The organism is Prosthecobacter sp. Pr1 (genome assembly GCF_057652315.1).
In genome coordinates, this window is the sequence record NZ_JBYFBS010000009.1 from 188491 (window position 1) to 204676 (window position 16186).

Below are 16186 nucleotides of genomic sequence, written 5' to 3' on the forward strand. Positions count from 1 at the left end.
TTGGATTTGTGGGGTCGGCTTATTCCGCCGCAGGCGTGTCTTCCGCTGGCGATTCCGGAGTCGGTTCCACAGGAGCAGCTTCCACCACAACCTCAGCTTCTTCCGCAACCACGGTGGCCACGTCCTGGATGGTTTCGCCTTCCTTGAGACCCATGAGCTTGACGCCCTGGGCATTGCGGCCGGTTTCGCGGATGTCACAAACGCGGATGCGCACGCTCTGGCCCTTGGTGGTCATTAGCATGAGTTCATCTTTGTCATGCACCGCCTTGGCGGCGACGACCTTGCCGGTTTTTTCCGTGACATTCATCGTGGTCACACCTTTGCCACCACGATTGGTGAGGAGGCGGTACTCATCAAAAGCAGTGCGCTTGCCGAGACCGTTTTCAGACACAACGAGCACCATGGTGTCCGGCTCGTTGGTGATGCAACTGACGATGAAGTCGCCATCGTCCAGAGTAATGCCACGAACGCCGGCGGTGTTGCGACCGATCGCACGTAGATTTGGGGATTCGGGATCATCCCCTGTTTCATGGAAGCGGGCGCACATTCCCTCATGAGTGACGAGGCAGACCTCCTTGTTGCCGTCAGTGAGCACGACATCGACGAGGTCGTTGCCTTCATCCAGCTTGATGGCGATGATGCCGTCCTTGCGGTAGTTTTTGAATTCTTCGAGGGCGGTCTTCTTCACGGTGCCGTCCTTCGTTGCGAAGAGGACATACTTGTCCGCCGCCCACATGGCTTCGTCTTCGGCGCCCTGGGCCTTGAGGATCAGTACGCTGGCGATCTTCTCTTCGGCGCGCAGGTTGAGCATGTTTTTGATGCTGCGGCCCTTGCCGGTGCGGGAAGCTTCCGGGATCTGATACACACGCTCCACATACATGCGGCCGGTGTTCGTGAAGAAGAGCAGGAAGTCGTGCAAATGCGCGCTGAAGAGATGCTCCACGAAGTCGCTGGCTTCGTCCTCGCCCTGCGCATCGCGGGTTTCCATGCCTTTGAGGCCCTTGCCACCTCGACCCTGCACGCGGTATTCGGCGGTGGCGGTGCGCTTGATGCTGCCCATGTGCGTCATGGTGACGACGGTCGGGTCGTTCGGGATGAGGTCGATGTTTTCGATCTCGCCCTCGGCGGCTTCGATGCGGGTGAGGCGCGGGGTGGCGTGCTTCAAGCGGATGACCTGAAGCTCGTCCTTGATGATCTGGAGCACGCGGGCTTCACGGGCCAGGATGTCCATGAAATCGCGGATGCTGACGAGCACGTCGTCGTAATCGGCTTTGATCTTGTCGCGCTCCAGTCCGACGAGCTGATAGAGGCGGAGTTCCAGAATGTCTTCGACCTGCTTGTCGGTGAAGATGTACTTGTCCCCCACGATGCTGGCCTGCGCACGAATCATGATGCCGAGCTGCTCGGCGGTGGTGATTGAGAAATTGTAGGCCTTGAGACGCTCACGGGCTTCATCGCGGTTCTTGCTGTCGCGGATGATCTTGATGAAGTCATCTAAATGGCCGAGCGCGAGGAGCTGGGCCTCCAGCTTTTCAGCCTTGAACTCGGCCTGCTTCAGCAGGAAGCGCGTGCGGCGGATGATGACCTCACGGCGATGCTCGATGTAGCATGCGATCGCGTCCTTCATGCTCAAGACACGCGGCTTGCCACCGTCGATGGCCAGCATGTGGATCGAGAAGCTCGACTCCAGCGCTGTGTGCTTGTACAGATTGTTAAGAACGATCTGGCCGCGGGCATCGCGCTTGAGGTCGATGACGACGCGGGTGTTTTCATCCGACTCATCCCGCACGCCGCTGATTTCGGCGATGACCTTTTCATTCGCCAATTCGGCGATGCGTTTCACCAGTTCAGCACGGTTCACGTTGAACGGAATCTCGGTGATGATGATCTGCTCGCGATTGCCGTTTTCGACGATCTCCGCCTGTCCACGAGTGCGCACGCTGCCATGGCCCGTTTCCATGTATTCGCGGATGCCGTTGGTACCGAGGATGACGCAGCCCGTCGGGAAGTCCGGGCCTTTGATGTGCGCCTGCAGCTCCGTGCAGGTGATCGCTGGATTGTCGATCTGCGCACACACCGCATCGACGACTTCGCCGAGATTGTGCGGCGGCATGTTGGTGGCCATGCCCACGGCGATGCCGGTGCCGCCATTGACGATGAGATTGGGGAACGCCGCCGGGAACACGGTGGGCTCGGTGAGACGTTCATCGTAGTTTGGAACGAAATCGACGGTCTCCTTCTCCATGTCCGACATCAGGGTGCCGCCCAGGTGAGTCATGCGGGCTTCCGTATAACGCATGGCTGCCGGGGGATCGCCTTCCACGGAACCGAAGTTCCCCTGTGGATCGATCAACGGCTCGCGAATGGCCCAGGGCTGCCCCATGTGGACGAGCGTCGGGTAAATAACGGCCTCACCGTGCGGATGGTAGTTACCGGAGGTGTCACCGCAGATCTTCGCACACTTCATGTGCTTCTTCGGCGGATAGAGTGACAGCTCATGCATCGCATAAAGGATGCGGCGCTGGGAGGGCTTCAGACCATCACGGACATCCGGCAGCGCACGGGCGATGATGACGGACATCGAGTAGTCGAGGAAGGAGTTCTTCACTTCTTCAGCGACAGAGATGGGGCGAATGTTGGGGTCTTGCATGAGATGGGAAAGGTCAGGGCTGGCGACGAGGCGCCGTCAAAAGGTCAATTATGCCAGGCGGAAGTGCGTGGGTGAAAGAACTCCTCCAGGGGCAGAAGGTGGATGGAGCCGTCTTGGGAGGTGTCGCGAGCGGAGTTGGAGGGAGTGGGCTCGAAAGTTGCGATGTAGTTGTCGAGCTGACGACGGAGGGTTTCGAGTTTCAGCAAGAGTTCTCTGGCCACGGAATCGATGACAAGCCTTCGAGCCGCAGCCTTTTCCAGCCACGTTTGCGTCTGACGGAGAGCCCCCAGAGCATAGTGGCAAAATTGGACAATCTCCTGGGCGGAACTGCGTCCGGCTCCTTCGGAAATGTAGGCAGCGATGGAATCGGCAGCGCGCATCCACTGCAATCCGACCGTCTGCTTCGAGAACAAATCCCAGCCGGCAGTCACAGACCATACGTCCTCCCCAACCCGCATCGCGAGTTGATAGACTTTAAGTTCATGTAGATCGACCGTGCCCATTCCAGCTTCTTGGCGATTCCTGACAACTGCTTGCTCTCTGATGCGCTCCTACACGTCGAGGTTGCGAACGTTGAGGGCGTTCTCTTCAATGAAATGCTTTCTTGGCTCGACCACGTCGCCCATCAGAATGGTGAACATGCGTTCGGCTTCGTGGGCGTTGGTTTCATCGAGCTTGATCTGGAGAAGCGTGCGCTTGTTCGGGTCCATGGTGGTCTCGAAGAGCTGCTTGGCGTTCATTTCACCCAGACCTTTGAATCGTTTGATCTCCATGCCGCGCTTGCCGATCTCCATGACTTTGTCGAGGATGCCCGGGATGCTGAAGACGGGATGCACCTTGGCGTTGTCGCCATCGCCTTCGATGACTTCGAAGAGCGGCTTGTCCTGGCTGCTGAAGTGGTCCACGTGCAGGCCGAGTTCATCGAGCTGCTGGAAGCGCTTCTTCATGCCATGGGCTTCGTGGATCTCAATGAGACGGGCGCGACGGTGTGACTTTGGCAGTACGACGGCTCCGTTGCCATTGGCCTCGACGGCTGCCGGGTTGCCAAAGAGATGCAGGTCACTGTTGTCACGGGAGAAGGCGGCAATCTGCTCGTTGCTGTGAAAGTAGTGAATCTTGACCTCGTTGCCCTCACGGATCACCACGAGGTGATGCGGCAGGTTGCCGGTGGCTTCATCGCGCGCCTGGAGGTAGTGCTCGAAGTCAGCGCCATGGCGGCGGATGATGTCGGCAAATTTGGCCACGGGCACGAGCAGATCGAGGATCGCCTTGAGTCGGTCGGCGGCCAGCTTGCTGCCATCGGCGATGTTGCGGAGGCTGATTTCACCAGAACCGAGTTCGAGCAAGATGGCGTCCATTTCGGCGTCGCTCTGCACGTACTCCTCGCGCTTTTTACGCGTCACCTGATACAGCGGCGGCTGCGCGACGTAGATGTGGCCGCGCTTCACGAGCTCCGGCATCTGGCGGAAGAAGAAGGTCAGCAGCAGAGTGCGGATGTGGCTGCCATCAACGTCAGCATCGGTCATGATGACGATCTTGTGGTAGCGGAGTTTGTCGATGTTGAAGGAGCCTTCCACTTCGCTATCACCACCGATTCCGGTGCCGATGGCAGTGATCATCGTCTGGACTTCCTTGTTTTGCAGCACCTTCTCAAGGCGAGCCTTCTCCGTGTTGATGAGCTTTCCACGCAGCGGGAGGATCGCCTGATTGTGGCGGTTGCGGCCCATCTTCGCGGAGCCACCGGCGGAGTCACCTTCGACAATGAACAGCTCGGTCTTTGCGGGATCGCGTTCGGAACAGTCGGCCAGCTTGCCCGGCAGACCGCCGCTGCTCATGGCGTCCTTGCGGATCGCTTCACGAGCCTTGCGCGCAGCCTCACGGGATTTCGCCGCGATGATGATGTTCTTGATGATCTCGATGGCCGTGTCGGGATTCTCATCAAAGAAGCGCAGCAGTCCTTCATAGACGATGGAGTTCACCACGCCTTCGACTTCGCCGTTCACCAGCTTCACCTTCGTCTGCGAATTGAAGCGCGGATTGGTGAGCTTGACGCTCAGCACGCAGATCATGCCTTCGCGGCAGTCGTCGCCTTCGATGTCGGGCAGCTTTTCTTTGAAGCTCTTCGGGTTGGCATTGATGTATTGCTTCACCGCCTTGGTCAGCGCCGTCTTGAGACCGCTGTAGTGCGTGCCGCCGTCCGGATTCGGAATGGCATTGGCAAAGCAAAGCGTCTGCTCATTGAGCCCCTTGTTCCATTGCAGCACACAATCGACGAGGATGAATTTCTTCTTGTCGTCGATGGGCACTTCACGACGACCTGCGAGCGCGACGGGCTCAGGGTGGATCTTGTCCTTGTCCGCACCCATCTCCCGCACGAACTGCTTCACACCTTCCTGGTAGAAAAGAATATCCTGACGCTGCGGCTCCGTGCGCTCGTCAGTGAGTGTGATGTGGATGCCGGGATTGAGGAAGGCAAGCTCGCGCAGACGGACGAGCAGGCGGTCAAAATTATACGTCGTGGTGACGGTGAAGATCGAGGCGTCCGGGAAGAAGGAAATCTTGGTGCCGGTGGTCTTTGGATCATCGAGATCGCCAAGGACTGTCAGCGGCTCCGTGGTTTTGCCACGTTCAAAGCCGATGGCGTGGATCTTGCCGTCGCGGAAGACCTCGCACTTGAACCAGTCGGACAGAGCATTGGTACACTTGGCTCCCACGCCGTGCAGACCGCCGGAGAATTCATAGGCACCGTCGCCAAATTTACCGCCAGCATGAAGGCTGGTGAGCACGAGCTCGACAGTGGGAATCTTCGCCACCTTGTGCATTTCCACGGGAATGCCGCGGCCATCGTCCTGAATGGTGATGGAGCCGTCCGTGTGGATCGTGATCCAGACGTTTTTGCAGTGACCGGCGAGATGTTCGTCGATGGAGTTGTCCACCACTTCAAACACGCAGTGGTGCAGGCCGCGCTCATCGGGGTCGCCGATGTACATTCCGGGTCGAAGCCGGACGGCTTCGAGACCTTCGAGTTTCTGGATTTGATCGGCACCGTAGGCCTGGTTTTCGGCCACACCGGTATTGAAAGCAGTGTTCTGCTCAGAGGACTGTTCGGACATAAGATTTGAAGGGCTGCCCATCGACTGAATCCGTCCTTGAAACCGCTACCGGAAACGTGCTCGATGATGACCGTTTTAGACTAGCAAGATGAAGAGGCGAGCAAAGGGATTTTTTGCTCCCAAACGAAGTCTTTTTTGGCCCCCAAATCAGCCCTCAAACCACGTCCTGCAGCCCCAGCTTCTCGATGACCTCCGGCAAAACCCCGGGATAGGGGCCGCCGATGCTGATATTGCCCACGTAGCCGAGGCTTTTCCAGGTCTGACTATGGCTGTAATAACCACCGACACAGAGCTGGCGAAAGCGCTTGAAAAAGACCGCCCCGACACGGTGCGCCGGCTTGGCCTTGGCCGCATCGCAGATGTCATCGGCGATCTGGGACTGCTGATCGACGCCCAGCTCCTCAAAACGCTTCGAAAAGCGCTTAAAACTCTCCGTATTGAGCCAGCCGAGGCCCCCGCGCAGGGTCTCACGGTCCTCCTGATGCGCGGGATAATCGGCGCTGACCCACTCGTTGATAAAATCTGGAACGCCCACTTCCGAGGCGGCGGGAGAGGTTTCATCCTTCGGCAGGATCAAATCCGCCAGGGCCTGCGTGGTGGCCAGTTCCTCAGCAGAAAGCAGCTTTTCCCATGGAAACTTCAGCGGCTGCATGAAGTCGGGGTCGTGAAACACAAACCGCGATGGATGAGCCGGATGCGCCGGCTCTGTTTGGTTTGGCGCGGCAAGCGCCGGAACGGCTGCTGCACCAGCAGCACCGGTCAGGAGGCCTTTGAGGGCGTGGCGGCGGGAGACTGAGTTCACGGACATAATGCTACGGATTAATTTTAGTTATTCCAGCAACGGGATTGTGCCAAGTCAGGCCGGAAAACTTGTTAAAATCACCATCACATGAACATAGTTCAGCCTGAGATTGGATCGCCAAGGCCGCGAGATGAGCATCGCTGATGAGATTGCCCCCGATTCCAGCTTGCAGACAGCTTTGACGAAAATCCTCTGAATGCGAGATGGCAGGCACCGCAATGCGGCTCACTGGCTGGGCCAGCCATTCGTCGACATAGTCGAAGGCCTCGTCAATCGAGAGCGGGTTCGCCATCGCTTTGGAGTTGGTGGTGATTCGCACGAAACCAATCAACACGTTCCAGGCAAACAGCACAGGCTCAGAACCGCTAAATTGCTTTTGCAGCCATTGGATGCATGAACCATGTCGCGATGAACTGCGGTCCACGGCATAAACGAGCACGTTCACGTCAGGCAGTACGCTCATTGGCTGACGCGAAGTTTGGCGAAATCGGCTTCATCATCCATGGCCGCCAGCAAGTGGCTGGGCAATACGTCCGCCCGCATGCCGAGATCGCGTGGTTTCAGAACATAAGGCTGCTGGGCTTTTTGACGCGTTTTCGGTTTCGAGGTCAGTCCGGCGCGAATGGCATTGTTGAGCGTCTCCTTAAAGCTCGCCCCGTTGATTTGCATGACCAGCCGAAGCTGAGCGGCCACGTCTGCGTCGAGGGTGACGGTCGTTTTCATGTTGCTAAAATAGCTTTCATTTCGGAACGTTTCAACCTTCCAAAACTCACACGTTCCCCCGTTTCATCTCCTCCATCAGCCATTCGCTGGAACGCCAGGCGAGGGCAAGGATGGTGAGCGTGGGGTTTTTGTCGGGGTTGCTGGGCAGGACCGAACCGTCCATGAGGAAAAGGTTCTTCACGTCCCAGGTCTGGCAGTATTGATTGGTGACGCTCTCAGCAGCTTTATCTCCCATGCGAGCGGTGCCGACCTCGTGGATGATCTCGCCTGGCCTTTGGATGGCATCCGCTCCGCTGAGCGGCTTTGCCTTGCCGCCCATGCCTTCGATCATGGCCGCAAAGGTCTGCTGCATGTGTTCCGCCTGCTTGATCTCATGATCGCTCCATTTCCAGTGGAAACGCAGCACCGGGATGCCCCACTGATCCACGACATTGGGATCAAGCTCGCTGTAGCAGTTCTTGTTCGGCAGCATCTCACCGCGACCGGAGAAACCGAACTGCGCGCCGTAGTAACGGCGTGCTTCCTCCTTAAGTTTGCGGCCATAGACACCCGGCGAAGTCGAGTCCAGATAGCCAAAGCTCTTCGCCTCGGGCATCTGCCGGCCGCCGCCCATCTCGATGTGGTAGCCTCGGGCAAAGCCGAGCTTGGAGTGTTCATTCACCAGCCACCAAGGCACATAGGTGTGCAGCCCTCCCGCGCCATCCTCATTCATCGGCGGCAGGTCTTCCATGGCGGGAATGTGTGCACCGAGGCGCGTGCCGACGCTGTCCATCAGATTCCGCCCCACCTGCCCGGAAGAGTTGGCGAGGCCGGCCTTGTCGCGGGACTTTGAATTCAGCAGGATGCGCGAGGTTTCGCAGGTGCTCGCGGCGAGAATGACCACGCGCGCTTTCGCAATCGCATCCCGGCGGGTGACCTTGTCGATGTAATGCACGCCCGTGGCCTTGCCGCTGTCATCCAGCACCACTTCACGCACCATCGCATCCGTGATGATGTCCAGATTTCCCGTGGCCAGCGCAGGTGGCAGCAGCACCGTCGTGCTCTGAAAGTTTGCCCGGATGCTGCAGCCGCGAATGCAGTTGGTGGCCCAGAAGCAGGCGGCGCGTGACATCATGTCCTTGCCGAGAATCTCCTGCGCTTTGGGGTTGTTGGGAAACAGCACCTTCGGCAGATTTTTCCAGTCCATCGGCTGACTGAGCACCGCACGATGCGCGGCGACGACAGGCACACCGAGTTTCCTCCCCGCCTTCTTCGCGAGCAGCTCCCCCACCCTCGGCTTCGGCGGCGGCATCAGCACGCCCGGAGATGAATTCGGCGCATTCGCGATGCCGTCGTTCTCACCATAAACACCGATCAACTGCTCCACGCGATCATACCACGGAGCCATGTCAGAGTAGTTCATCGGCCAGTCAACTCCGAGGCCGTCACGGGATTTCGGCTTGAAATCAAACTCACCAAAGCGCAGCGAGATACGGCCCCAGTGATTCGTGCGCCCACCGAGCATGCGCGCACGCCACCACCAGAAATCACCCTCCGTGCCCTTCTTGTTGGTGTACGGCTCTCCCGGCACCTGCCAGCCGCCGATATTCGAATCATAAAAGCCGAAGGGTCGGTCCGGCGTGGCTGTCCCACGGAGCGGCGCCATCTCCGGCGTGTTGAACATCGGCGTCTCCTTCACCGGCTCGTAATTCCGCCCGGCCTCGATCATGAGCACCTTCACGCCGTTCAAGGCCAGGATCATCGCCGCCATGCCGCCGCCGGCTCCAGAGCCCACGACAATGACATCATACTGCGGCTGCGTTTTGCGTTCGGTGAGGACAGGCATGGCGCGACTATAGCCATGAGATGAAAGCGACAAGTCATGTTACGATTTTTCCATATTGGAGCCGGTGAGAGCCTGGACTTTTTCAGCCTCAATGTGCCGGTTTTGCCACAAGGCGAAATCGTCACGCCGCGCCTTTCGACAACGCGGAACGCAGCAGGCATAGGCGCGCGCTTTCGCCCCCTCCCCTTAAATGAAAACCCAGCATCGCAACATCTCCGCAGCCGTCTTGGCGCTTGCCAGCCTCCTCTCGGTTGCCTCGCTTCAAGCGGCAACTTTTGTCATCAGCTCCAACTCCACCACCGCCCAGACACTGGGCAGCGGCTCCGGCCAAACCGGCACAGTCAACAGCGGCGTCTCACTCACCGTGGGCGGCAGCACAGTGGCCGTCACTGTCACTGGCAACAACGCCAGCATCACGAACAATGGGACCATCAGCCAGACAGGCTCCGGAAGGGCCATTGATCTCAATACGGCCAGCATCACCATGGCCATCACCAACAATGCCGGTGCTTTGATCCAGTCCGCTGATGCTGACACCGTCCGCGCCAACAAGGCATCCGACAATGTCACGGTGGACAACTACGGCAGCATCATATCCCTCAATGCCTCCGCCGGAGGCGCACAGGCGCTGGATCTTGCCGCCGTCACTTCCGGGACGACCACCATTACCAACTACTCCACCGGGCTGCTCAAAGCCACGGCGGCGGATGCCGTGCGTCCGGGCGTGAACGGCACCATCGTCAACAACGGCTCCATCCTCGCGGTGCCCATCGTTGATTCCGCTGTCACAACGCAAGTTGCAGCCACGAGCAGCGATGGCATCGATGCCCAGACCAACACCGGGGTTCAGGTCACCAACAACAACGGAGGCACCATCTCCGGCCGTCATGGTATCACCGGTGGCGCCGCCACTGACACCGTCAACTCCTTCACGATGACCGTCACGAACAACATCGGCGGCACCATCACGGGCGTGAACGGCTCCGGCGTCAACATTGACAACTTCAGTTCCTCCGCAGCCTCCTCCTCCGCCACTGTCACCAACTACGGCACCATCACCGGCAACTATGACAGCGCCCACTACGACGTCGGCGATGGCGATGGTGTCGATGTGGATGGCATCACCACTCTTTACAACCATGGCATCATCCGGGGTCTCGGTGCCAATGGCGTGGGCTCCGATACTTTGACCAATCACCCCGAAGGCGTCTCGATTGGCGGCGGCACGATCATCAACTACTCCGGCGCGGAAATTACTGGCGGAGCCTTGGACGGCACCGGCATCGAGGGGCATGGCATCCTGGTTGACAACTCCAGCACTGGAAGCGCCTTCGCTGCCACCAGCATCACCAACAGCGGTCTCATCCGAGGCACCACAGGCTACGCGATTCAGATGGTCAGCACCTTTAACAACACTGTCACCAACAACGCAGGCGGGATCATTCGCGGCGCAGGCGATGCTTTGACGGTCGGAGCCGCCATCCAAACCGGCAATGGCAACGACAACCTCAGCAACGCTGGGACCATCACGGGAGACAACGGCAAAGCCATCGCCATGCAGGGCGGCAATGACACGCTCACCGTCACCGGAGGTTCCATCACTGGCGACATCGACGGCGGCACTGGCACAAACACGGCCACATTCAATCCAGGCACAGGCAACACTTTCAGCTATGCCGGGGCGATCTCCAATTTCAGCAGCGTGGACTTCTCCAGCGGCAACGTCATCTTGTCCGGTGCCAGCACCTACAGCGGCAACACCACCGTCAGCGGCACGCTCAGCATCACCAACACCACGGGCAGCGCCACAGGCTCGGGTAATGTCATCGTCAACTCCACCGGAACCTTGAAAGGCACGGGCGACATCGCAGGAAATATCTCTGTCGCCAGCGGCGGCACCATCGCCCCCGGTCTCAGCCCGGGCACCCTGAACGTTGATGGAAATCTCAGCATCGTGGACGGATCTCACTTTGCCTTCGAACTCGGCACCACATCGGATCTGCTGAACATCGGCGGAGCCCTGAACTTCACCGGCGGAGGCACCGCACTTTTTGACATCCTTAACAATGGTCTGATCAGTGGTTCAGACTACACATTGATGAACTACAGCTCCGTCTCTGGTCTGACGCTTTCAAATCTCGCCTTCGGTTCCACACCAGCTGGCTTTGCCGGTCAGTTCACCATCGGAGCCAGCTCACTCACGCTGCATGTGGACGCCGTGCCTGAGCCCTCCCGTGCAGTACTGGGAGGTCTGGGCCTGGCCGTCCTGACCCTCCGCCATCGGCGCAAAGCGCGCCATTTGGCCAAGGCTTGATTGCTCAAAACTCGCCACGAAACACGCAACGGGCGTTGGGTGTTTCGTGGATCACGATCTCACAGAGACCGGGCAGCTGCGGGGCCAGCTTTTTCCAAAGCCAGGCGGCCATGTATTCAATGGTGGGATTCTCCAGGCCTTCAATCTCATTGAGGTAGGAGTGATCCAGCTGGTCCATGATTGGCTTCATCGCCCGGGAAATTTCCGCGTGGTCATAGACCCAGCCGATCTTCGGATCCACCTCGCCCTCAATGGCAATCTCCAGTTTGAAGGAATGACCGTGCATCTTGGTGCACTTGTGGTCGCCAGGAAGATTGGGCAGCGTCTGGGCGGCCTCGAAACGGAAGTCTTTGATGATGCGTGCGCGCATGTTTTTTGGATGGGAGGAGTCTTTAACCCACGAATATCCACTCACCAGCACAATTGATGTGCGAAATTTGATAATTGAGGATTCAGAGCGCCTGAGTGTTTGCTACGGAACCTTCTCTGGCGGTGGGGCGGCTGACTGTACTGGCACCTTGTGGGGTGGGAGGATCGTGAGTTTCAAACGATAAACCACACCGTCAAACGGCGTGCTGTTGGGATGCTGGGCGAGCTTTAAAATGCCGAAGCTTTGTCCCGCGGCGATGCCAGCCTTGGGTTCCTGGGGAAATCCTTGTTCAAACGGAGCCACGCCCAGCACCTCGCTGTGTCCTGGCACAGCGAGCGTGATGACACCGCCTGTGTCAATTTGCGCACGCATGTTCACACGGCCTTTCTCCAGCGCCGCGCCACTGATTGTCGTGCTCTTGCCGTTGGTAAAAACGGTCAACGTGGGCTGGGAAGCCACCAGATGCAGCGCATAGCCGGACTGCTCGTCCCCCTGCGCCAGCAGCGTGCTGTCCTGATCCACCAGCGGATCGAACTCAAAGGAAGCATCCACAAAAACACCCCTGCCCTGCAGCTTGGGCGCGTCCGCAGTGCTGAGGACATCGCCCATGTTCAGCACCAGATCGACCGAACCCGCCGGGCTGGCGGCACCGATGATTTCAGCCACTGGGCGCACGGCGCTCTTGAATTCCTTCGGGAAAAAACCAGCCAGCGTGGCCTTCAGCGCCGCGTGCTCCGGCTTCGCTGCGAGGTTGGTCCACTCGTTCGGATCGGCTTGATGATCGTAGAGCTCCTCAGTGCCATCCGCATAGCGGATGTAGCGCCAGCGTTCATCGCGCGCGGCATACCCGGCGCTTTGGCCACCGTTCATGCAGGTGATGGCAGGCTGGTCACGCTTGGTCATCGGGTCCCGCAGCAGCGGCTTCAAACTGCTGCCGTCCAGATGCTCAGGCAGCGGCAACTGAGTAAGATCGCACAGCGTGGGATACAGATCAATGAGGGCCACTGGCTGCGCCGAGAGGCTGTCAGGCTGGGTGACACCCGGAACGTAGATCGAGAGCGGCACGCGTGTCGTCGGCTCCCAGAGCTCGCCTTTGTGCCACATCTGCTTTTCCCCGAGATACCAGCCGTGATCGGAGGTGAAGACAATGATCGTGTTCTTCGCGTTCGGCCCCTTTTCCACAGCTTCCAGAATGCGTCCCAGCATGGCATCGCAAAATGCCACGTTGGCCAGGTAGGCCCGCACAGCGTCCTTCCAGAGGTTCTTTTCGAGGATCTGTTTATGCAATCCATCCTTAAGATGAGTTTTCGCAATTGCGGGTACATCACCTAGGTCATCCACCTTCACTTCCGGCAGCTTGATCGAATCAAGCGGCAGCGCATCGAAGTACTTCTGCGGCACATACCAGGGTGAATGCGGGCGGTAGAGCCCCAGCGCGAGGAAGAACGGCTTCTTCTGCTTTTGCGTCAGAAACTCAGTGGCAAACGTCGCGATCTGGCCGTCGTCGGTCTTTTCTTCGGCGACGGGAATGCCACCCCAGTCCCAGTGCCAGATGTTGAGCCCGTTGAAGTTCTGCCCTGTGTGCACCGGCAGATCCGGAATCTGCACACCCGCCTGCGGAAAGCGCAGGTCCCAGGCCGAATCCAGTTCAAAACCACGCCTGCCACCATGCCATCCGGCAAGGCGACCTTCAGGCCCGCCGTGATTGGCGTGGAAGATTTTCCCTGCCGCAGCCGTCGTGTAGCCTTGGGCCTTGAAGTGCTCCGGCAGCGTCGGTTTGCCTGCGATTTGCACGCTGCGCCGCCAGTCCTGCTCATTGCCAAACACACCGCTCGATGAAGGCAGCATGCCCGTGAGCAGCGAGGTTCGCGAAGGATTGCACAACGCATAGTTGCAGTGCGCATTGCTGAACCGCATGCCCATTTTCGCCAGACGGTCCATGTTCGGCGTCACCGACTGCGGATGCCCGCCCATCCAGCCTGCGTAATCACGCAGATCATCCGCGATGATGAACAGCACATTCGGCTTTCCGTCCGCGTAAACCACCTTCGCCTTCGATTTCACTGCGGCATCAGCCGTCGCAGCCAGCAAAGAGAGGGCGAAAAGGACGATACAGGAGTGGAATGACATCATGGAAAAACTCGCACGAGGCGGATGGGATGTCGAGACAATGGCCTCACTGATTCAAGTCCGAAGCAGTACATGGCAGATTCCAGATGCCCGCTGCATCGGATCCAAATCGTAACAATCATCTCCACACCACGAGCAGTCCAGTTAACCATAGGAAATTAAGAAAGACACCAGTTCAGGAAACGCTACAGGGGTACGGCTGCATAAATGGAGCTGTCACCAACGCACCTGCCCCTCTAAATCATTCGAAAGCGGCCCAAAAGCACCTCTTTTCACCCCCAAATAACCCGCACTCAAGCCCTCCAAGGGGGTAAATACGCCTTCACAAAAACCGCCAAACGGCGACTTTGTGAAATTTTTCACAAATAGATCTTGCTACCCCCCTTTCATGTGGCTAAAAAAACGGCCCACCATCCCGGCCAGACCCTACACTGGCCCTCCCCGGTAGCCCCTACCCCCATGTTGCTTAATTTTCTCCAACCAACCTCCTTCTCGCCGCTGCTCGCGAACGTGCACAGCTATGCGTCGGAGTTTCTCAAAGAGAGCAGCAATCTTGGCTTTTTGACCAATTCCCTGCTCGTCGCTGCGGTTGTGGTCGGCCTGATTCTTTGGTTCGCCACCAAGGCAACGAAGAACATGACGCTGATCCCGCACAAGGCGCAGAACTTCTTCGAACTGGTGGTCGAGTTCCTTTATGGACAGGTGGAATCCATCGTCGGTGCCAAGATTGCCCCCCGCGTCTTCCCCCTTCTCGCGACCATCTTCATTTACATCCTTGTCTCCAACTGGTTCGGCCTTCTTCCGGGCGTCGGGACCATCGGCTGGGGCGAAGGCACTGGCTTCATGAGCGTCAAGGAAGTGCATGACCCGCTGCTCCGCGCGCCAACGGCTGACCTGAACATGACTTTCGGTCTTTCGGTCTCCATGTTCTTGGTCTGGCTCTACATCACCATCAAAGAAGTGGGCGTTTGGGGCTTCATTGTTCACACCTTCGGCGCCAAGGGCGGCCTGAAGGGCCTCATGGGCGCCATGGTTGCACTGGTCTTCCTGTTCGTCGGCGTCATCGAAGTCTTCTCCATCGTTTTCCGTCCCGTCACGCTTTCCTTCCGACTGTTTGGCAACGTGCTCGCCGGTGAAAACGTGCTGCATACCATGAGCGGCATGGGTGGTTTCATCGGCAGCGTTCTTGCCCCCTTCCCCTTCTACTTCATGGAACTTCTAGTCGGCCTGCTGCAGGCCATCGTGTTCACTCTGCTCAGCGCGGTTTACATCCAGCTTTCCACTTCTCATGACGACCACGGTCACGAGGACGCGCATCACTAATCTCTGACTTTGCCTGTGGGACCATGCGCAACGCGTGGACGCCGGTGACACAACAAACCACAAACTCGACACATATTATGACAATGGAACTCCTCTCTCTGGCACAAGAAGCCGCCGCCCACGCTCCAGCCGCAGCAGCAGCTGGCGTCACCGGCAGCATCGCCACCGGTATCGGTGCAGGCAGCGCCGCCATCGGCGTGGGCCTCATCGGCTCCAAGGCTGTGGAAGCCGTCGGCCGCAATCCTGGCGCTTTCGGCAACATCCTGACCCTCGGCATTATCGCCATGGCCCTTGCAGAAGGTCTGGGCATTCTGTCCTTCATTCTTGGCAAGTAAGCCCTGAATTTCGCGGCGGGCTGAAGGCAGCCCGCCGCAGTTAACTCTCTCTTCTCTCTTTTTTTACACTGTCATGGACCAGATTAAAGGCATCGCATATCAGATCGCAGGCGACTTCGGACTCGCTTGGGGCAAGTTCTTTGCCCAAGTCATTATTTTCATTCTGGTCTATACCGTCCTCAAGAAGTACGCCTTCGGTCCGATCATGGGCATGCTTGAGCAGCGCCGCCAGCGCATCGCCGATGGCGAAGCCAAGCTCGAAAAAATCACCCGCGACGCCGCCGAGGCCGCGAAGAATTCCCAGGCCATCCTCGACAAAGCAGAGGCTGATGCAGCCCGCCTTGTGAAGGAAGCTGACGACGCCGCAAAGCTTATCCAGGAGCGCCGCCAGCAGGAGGCCGTCTCCTCCGCCAACACCATCATCGCCAAGGCCCGTGAAGCCGCCCAGCTTGAGCAGGAGCAGCTCATGTCCCAGCTCAAGCGTGAGTTCGGCCGCATGGTCTCCGACGCCACCAGCCGCGTCACCGGCAAGGTCCTCAACTCCGAAGACCAGTCCCGCATCAATCAGGAAACCTCCGCCCAGGTCTCCGCTTAATTTTTC

The 16186-nt window shown here is 58.5% G+C and carries 13 protein-coding genes; 4 read left to right on the forward strand and 9 right to left on the reverse strand.

Annotation, left to right across the window (positions count from 1 at the left end; all coding sequences use genetic code 11):
• Window positions 1-19: 19 nt before the first annotated feature.
• From gyrA to AC24GY_RS16360, 7 genes are all read right to left on the reverse strand, one after another.
• Entirely contained in the window at window positions 20-2650 is a 2631-nt protein-coding gene (gyrA, locus tag AC24GY_RS16330; protein WP_487685179.1) for a DNA gyrase subunit A, read from the reverse strand.
• A gap of 44 nt (window positions 2651-2694) precedes the next feature.
• Entirely contained in the window at window positions 2695-3153 is a 459-nt protein-coding gene (locus AC24GY_RS16335; RefSeq protein ID WP_422320490.1) for a four helix bundle protein, read from the reverse strand.
• 48 nt (window positions 3154-3201) lie between these two features.
• Window positions 3202-5763, reverse strand: coding sequence for a DNA gyrase subunit B (locus AC24GY_RS16340; protein ID WP_422320489.1), 2562 nt, complete (start codon window positions 5761-5763; stop codon window positions 3202-3204).
• A gap of 154 nt (window positions 5764-5917) precedes the next feature.
• Window positions 5918-6571: a gluconate 2-dehydrogenase subunit 3 family protein gene (locus AC24GY_RS16345; protein ID WP_487685183.1), complete on the reverse strand. Its 654-nt coding sequence runs from the start codon at window positions 6569-6571 to the stop codon at window positions 5918-5920.
• A 4-nt stretch (window positions 6572-6575) separates the two neighbouring features.
• Window positions 6576-7028, reverse strand: a complete 453-nt coding sequence (locus AC24GY_RS16350; RefSeq protein WP_487685186.1) for a TA system VapC family ribonuclease toxin — start codon at window positions 7026-7028, stop codon at window positions 6576-6578.
• On the reverse strand, window positions 7025-7288 hold the full coding sequence (locus AC24GY_RS16355) for a hypothetical protein (RefSeq protein ID WP_487685189.1): 264 nt from the start codon (window positions 7286-7288) through the stop codon (window positions 7025-7027). Before AC24GY_RS16355 ends, AC24GY_RS16350 begins: the two co-directional genes overlap by 4 nt.
• 46 nt (window positions 7289-7334) lie before the next feature.
• On the reverse strand, window positions 7335-9113 hold the full coding sequence (locus tag AC24GY_RS16360; protein WP_487685192.1) for a GMC family oxidoreductase: 1779 nt from the start codon (window positions 9111-9113) through the stop codon (window positions 7335-7337).
• A gap of 190 nt (window positions 9114-9303) precedes the next feature.
• Between AC24GY_RS16360 and AC24GY_RS16365 the strand changes: the two genes are divergently transcribed.
• Window positions 9304-11427, forward strand: a complete 2124-nt coding sequence (locus tag AC24GY_RS16365) for a beta strand repeat-containing protein (RefSeq protein ID WP_487685195.1) — start codon at window positions 9304-9306, stop codon at window positions 11425-11427.
• A gap of 4 nt (window positions 11428-11431) precedes the next feature.
• On the opposite strand, the gene queD is transcribed toward AC24GY_RS16365, so the two are convergent.
• On the reverse strand, window positions 11432-11797 hold the full coding sequence (gene queD, locus AC24GY_RS16370; protein WP_395732432.1) for a 6-carboxytetrahydropterin synthase QueD: 366 nt from the start codon (window positions 11795-11797) through the stop codon (window positions 11432-11434).
• A 102-nt stretch (window positions 11798-11899) separates the two neighbouring features.
• The gene (locus AC24GY_RS16375; RefSeq protein WP_487685199.1) at window positions 11900-13930 is read right to left on the reverse strand and encodes a sulfatase; all 2031 of its coding nucleotides are present in this window, start codon (window positions 13928-13930) and stop codon (window positions 11900-11902) included.
• A 456-nt stretch (window positions 13931-14386) separates the two neighbouring features.
• Between AC24GY_RS16375 and atpB the strand changes: the two genes are divergently transcribed.
• From atpB to AC24GY_RS16390, 3 genes are all read left to right on the forward strand, one after another.
• Window positions 14387-15250, forward strand: coding sequence for a F0F1 ATP synthase subunit A (atpB, locus tag AC24GY_RS16380; RefSeq protein WP_487685202.1), 864 nt, complete (start codon window positions 14387-14389; stop codon window positions 15248-15250).
• Window positions 15251-15333: 83 nt separating this feature from the next.
• A complete protein-coding gene (locus tag AC24GY_RS16385) occupies window positions 15334-15585 on the forward strand; it encodes an ATP synthase F0 subunit C (protein WP_487685205.1) in 252 nt (83 codons plus the stop codon).
• A 73-nt stretch (window positions 15586-15658) separates the two neighbouring features.
• Complete coding sequence (locus tag AC24GY_RS16390; RefSeq protein WP_395732436.1) at window positions 15659-16180, forward strand: F0F1 ATP synthase subunit B; 522 nt, start codon at window positions 15659-15661, stop codon at window positions 16178-16180.
• Window positions 16181-16186 lie beyond the last annotated feature (6 nt).

Excerpts from the sequence above, each read along its gene's own strand:
- AC24GY_RS16340 (WP_422320489.1), bottom strand. The coding sequence starts at position 5,763 with ATGTCCGAACAGTCCTCTGAGCAGAACACTGCTTTCAATACCGGTGTG.
- gyrA (WP_487685179.1), bottom strand. The coding sequence starts at position 2,650 with ATGCAAGACCCCAACATTCGCCCCATCTCTGTCGCTGAAGAAGTGAAG.
- AC24GY_RS16360 (WP_487685192.1), bottom strand. The coding sequence starts at position 9,113 with ATGCCTGTCCTCACCGAACGCAAAACGCAGCCGCAGTATGATGTCATT.
- AC24GY_RS16365 (WP_487685195.1), top strand. The coding sequence starts at position 9,304 with ATGAAAACCCAGCATCGCAACATCTCCGCAGCCGTCTTGGCGCTTGCC.
- AC24GY_RS16390 (WP_395732436.1), top strand. The coding sequence starts at position 15,659 with ATGGACCAGATTAAAGGCATCGCATATCAGATCGCAGGCGACTTCGGA.
- atpB (WP_487685202.1), top strand. The coding sequence starts at position 14,387 with ATGTTGCTTAATTTTCTCCAACCAACCTCCTTCTCGCCGCTGCTCGCG.
- AC24GY_RS16385 (WP_487685205.1), top strand. The coding sequence starts at position 15,334 with ATGGAACTCCTCTCTCTGGCACAAGAAGCCGCCGCCCACGCTCCAGCC.
- AC24GY_RS16375 (WP_487685199.1), bottom strand. The coding sequence starts at position 13,930 with ATGATGTCATTCCACTCCTGTATCGTCCTTTTCGCCCTCTCTTTGCTG.
- AC24GY_RS16350 (WP_487685186.1), bottom strand. The coding sequence starts at position 7,028 with ATGAGCGTACTGCCTGACGTGAACGTGCTCGTTTATGCCGTGGACCGC.
- AC24GY_RS16335 (WP_422320490.1), bottom strand. The coding sequence starts at position 3,153 with ATGGGCACGGTCGATCTACATGAACTTAAAGTCTATCAACTCGCGATG.
- AC24GY_RS16355 (WP_487685189.1), bottom strand. The coding sequence starts at position 7,288 with ATGAAAACGACCGTCACCCTCGACGCAGACGTGGCCGCTCAGCTTCGG.
- AC24GY_RS16345 (WP_487685183.1), bottom strand. The coding sequence starts at position 6,571 with ATGTCCGTGAACTCAGTCTCCCGCCGCCACGCCCTCAAAGGCCTCCTG.
- queD (WP_395732432.1), bottom strand. The coding sequence starts at position 11,797 with ATGCGCGCACGCATCATCAAAGACTTCCGTTTCGAGGCCGCCCAGACG.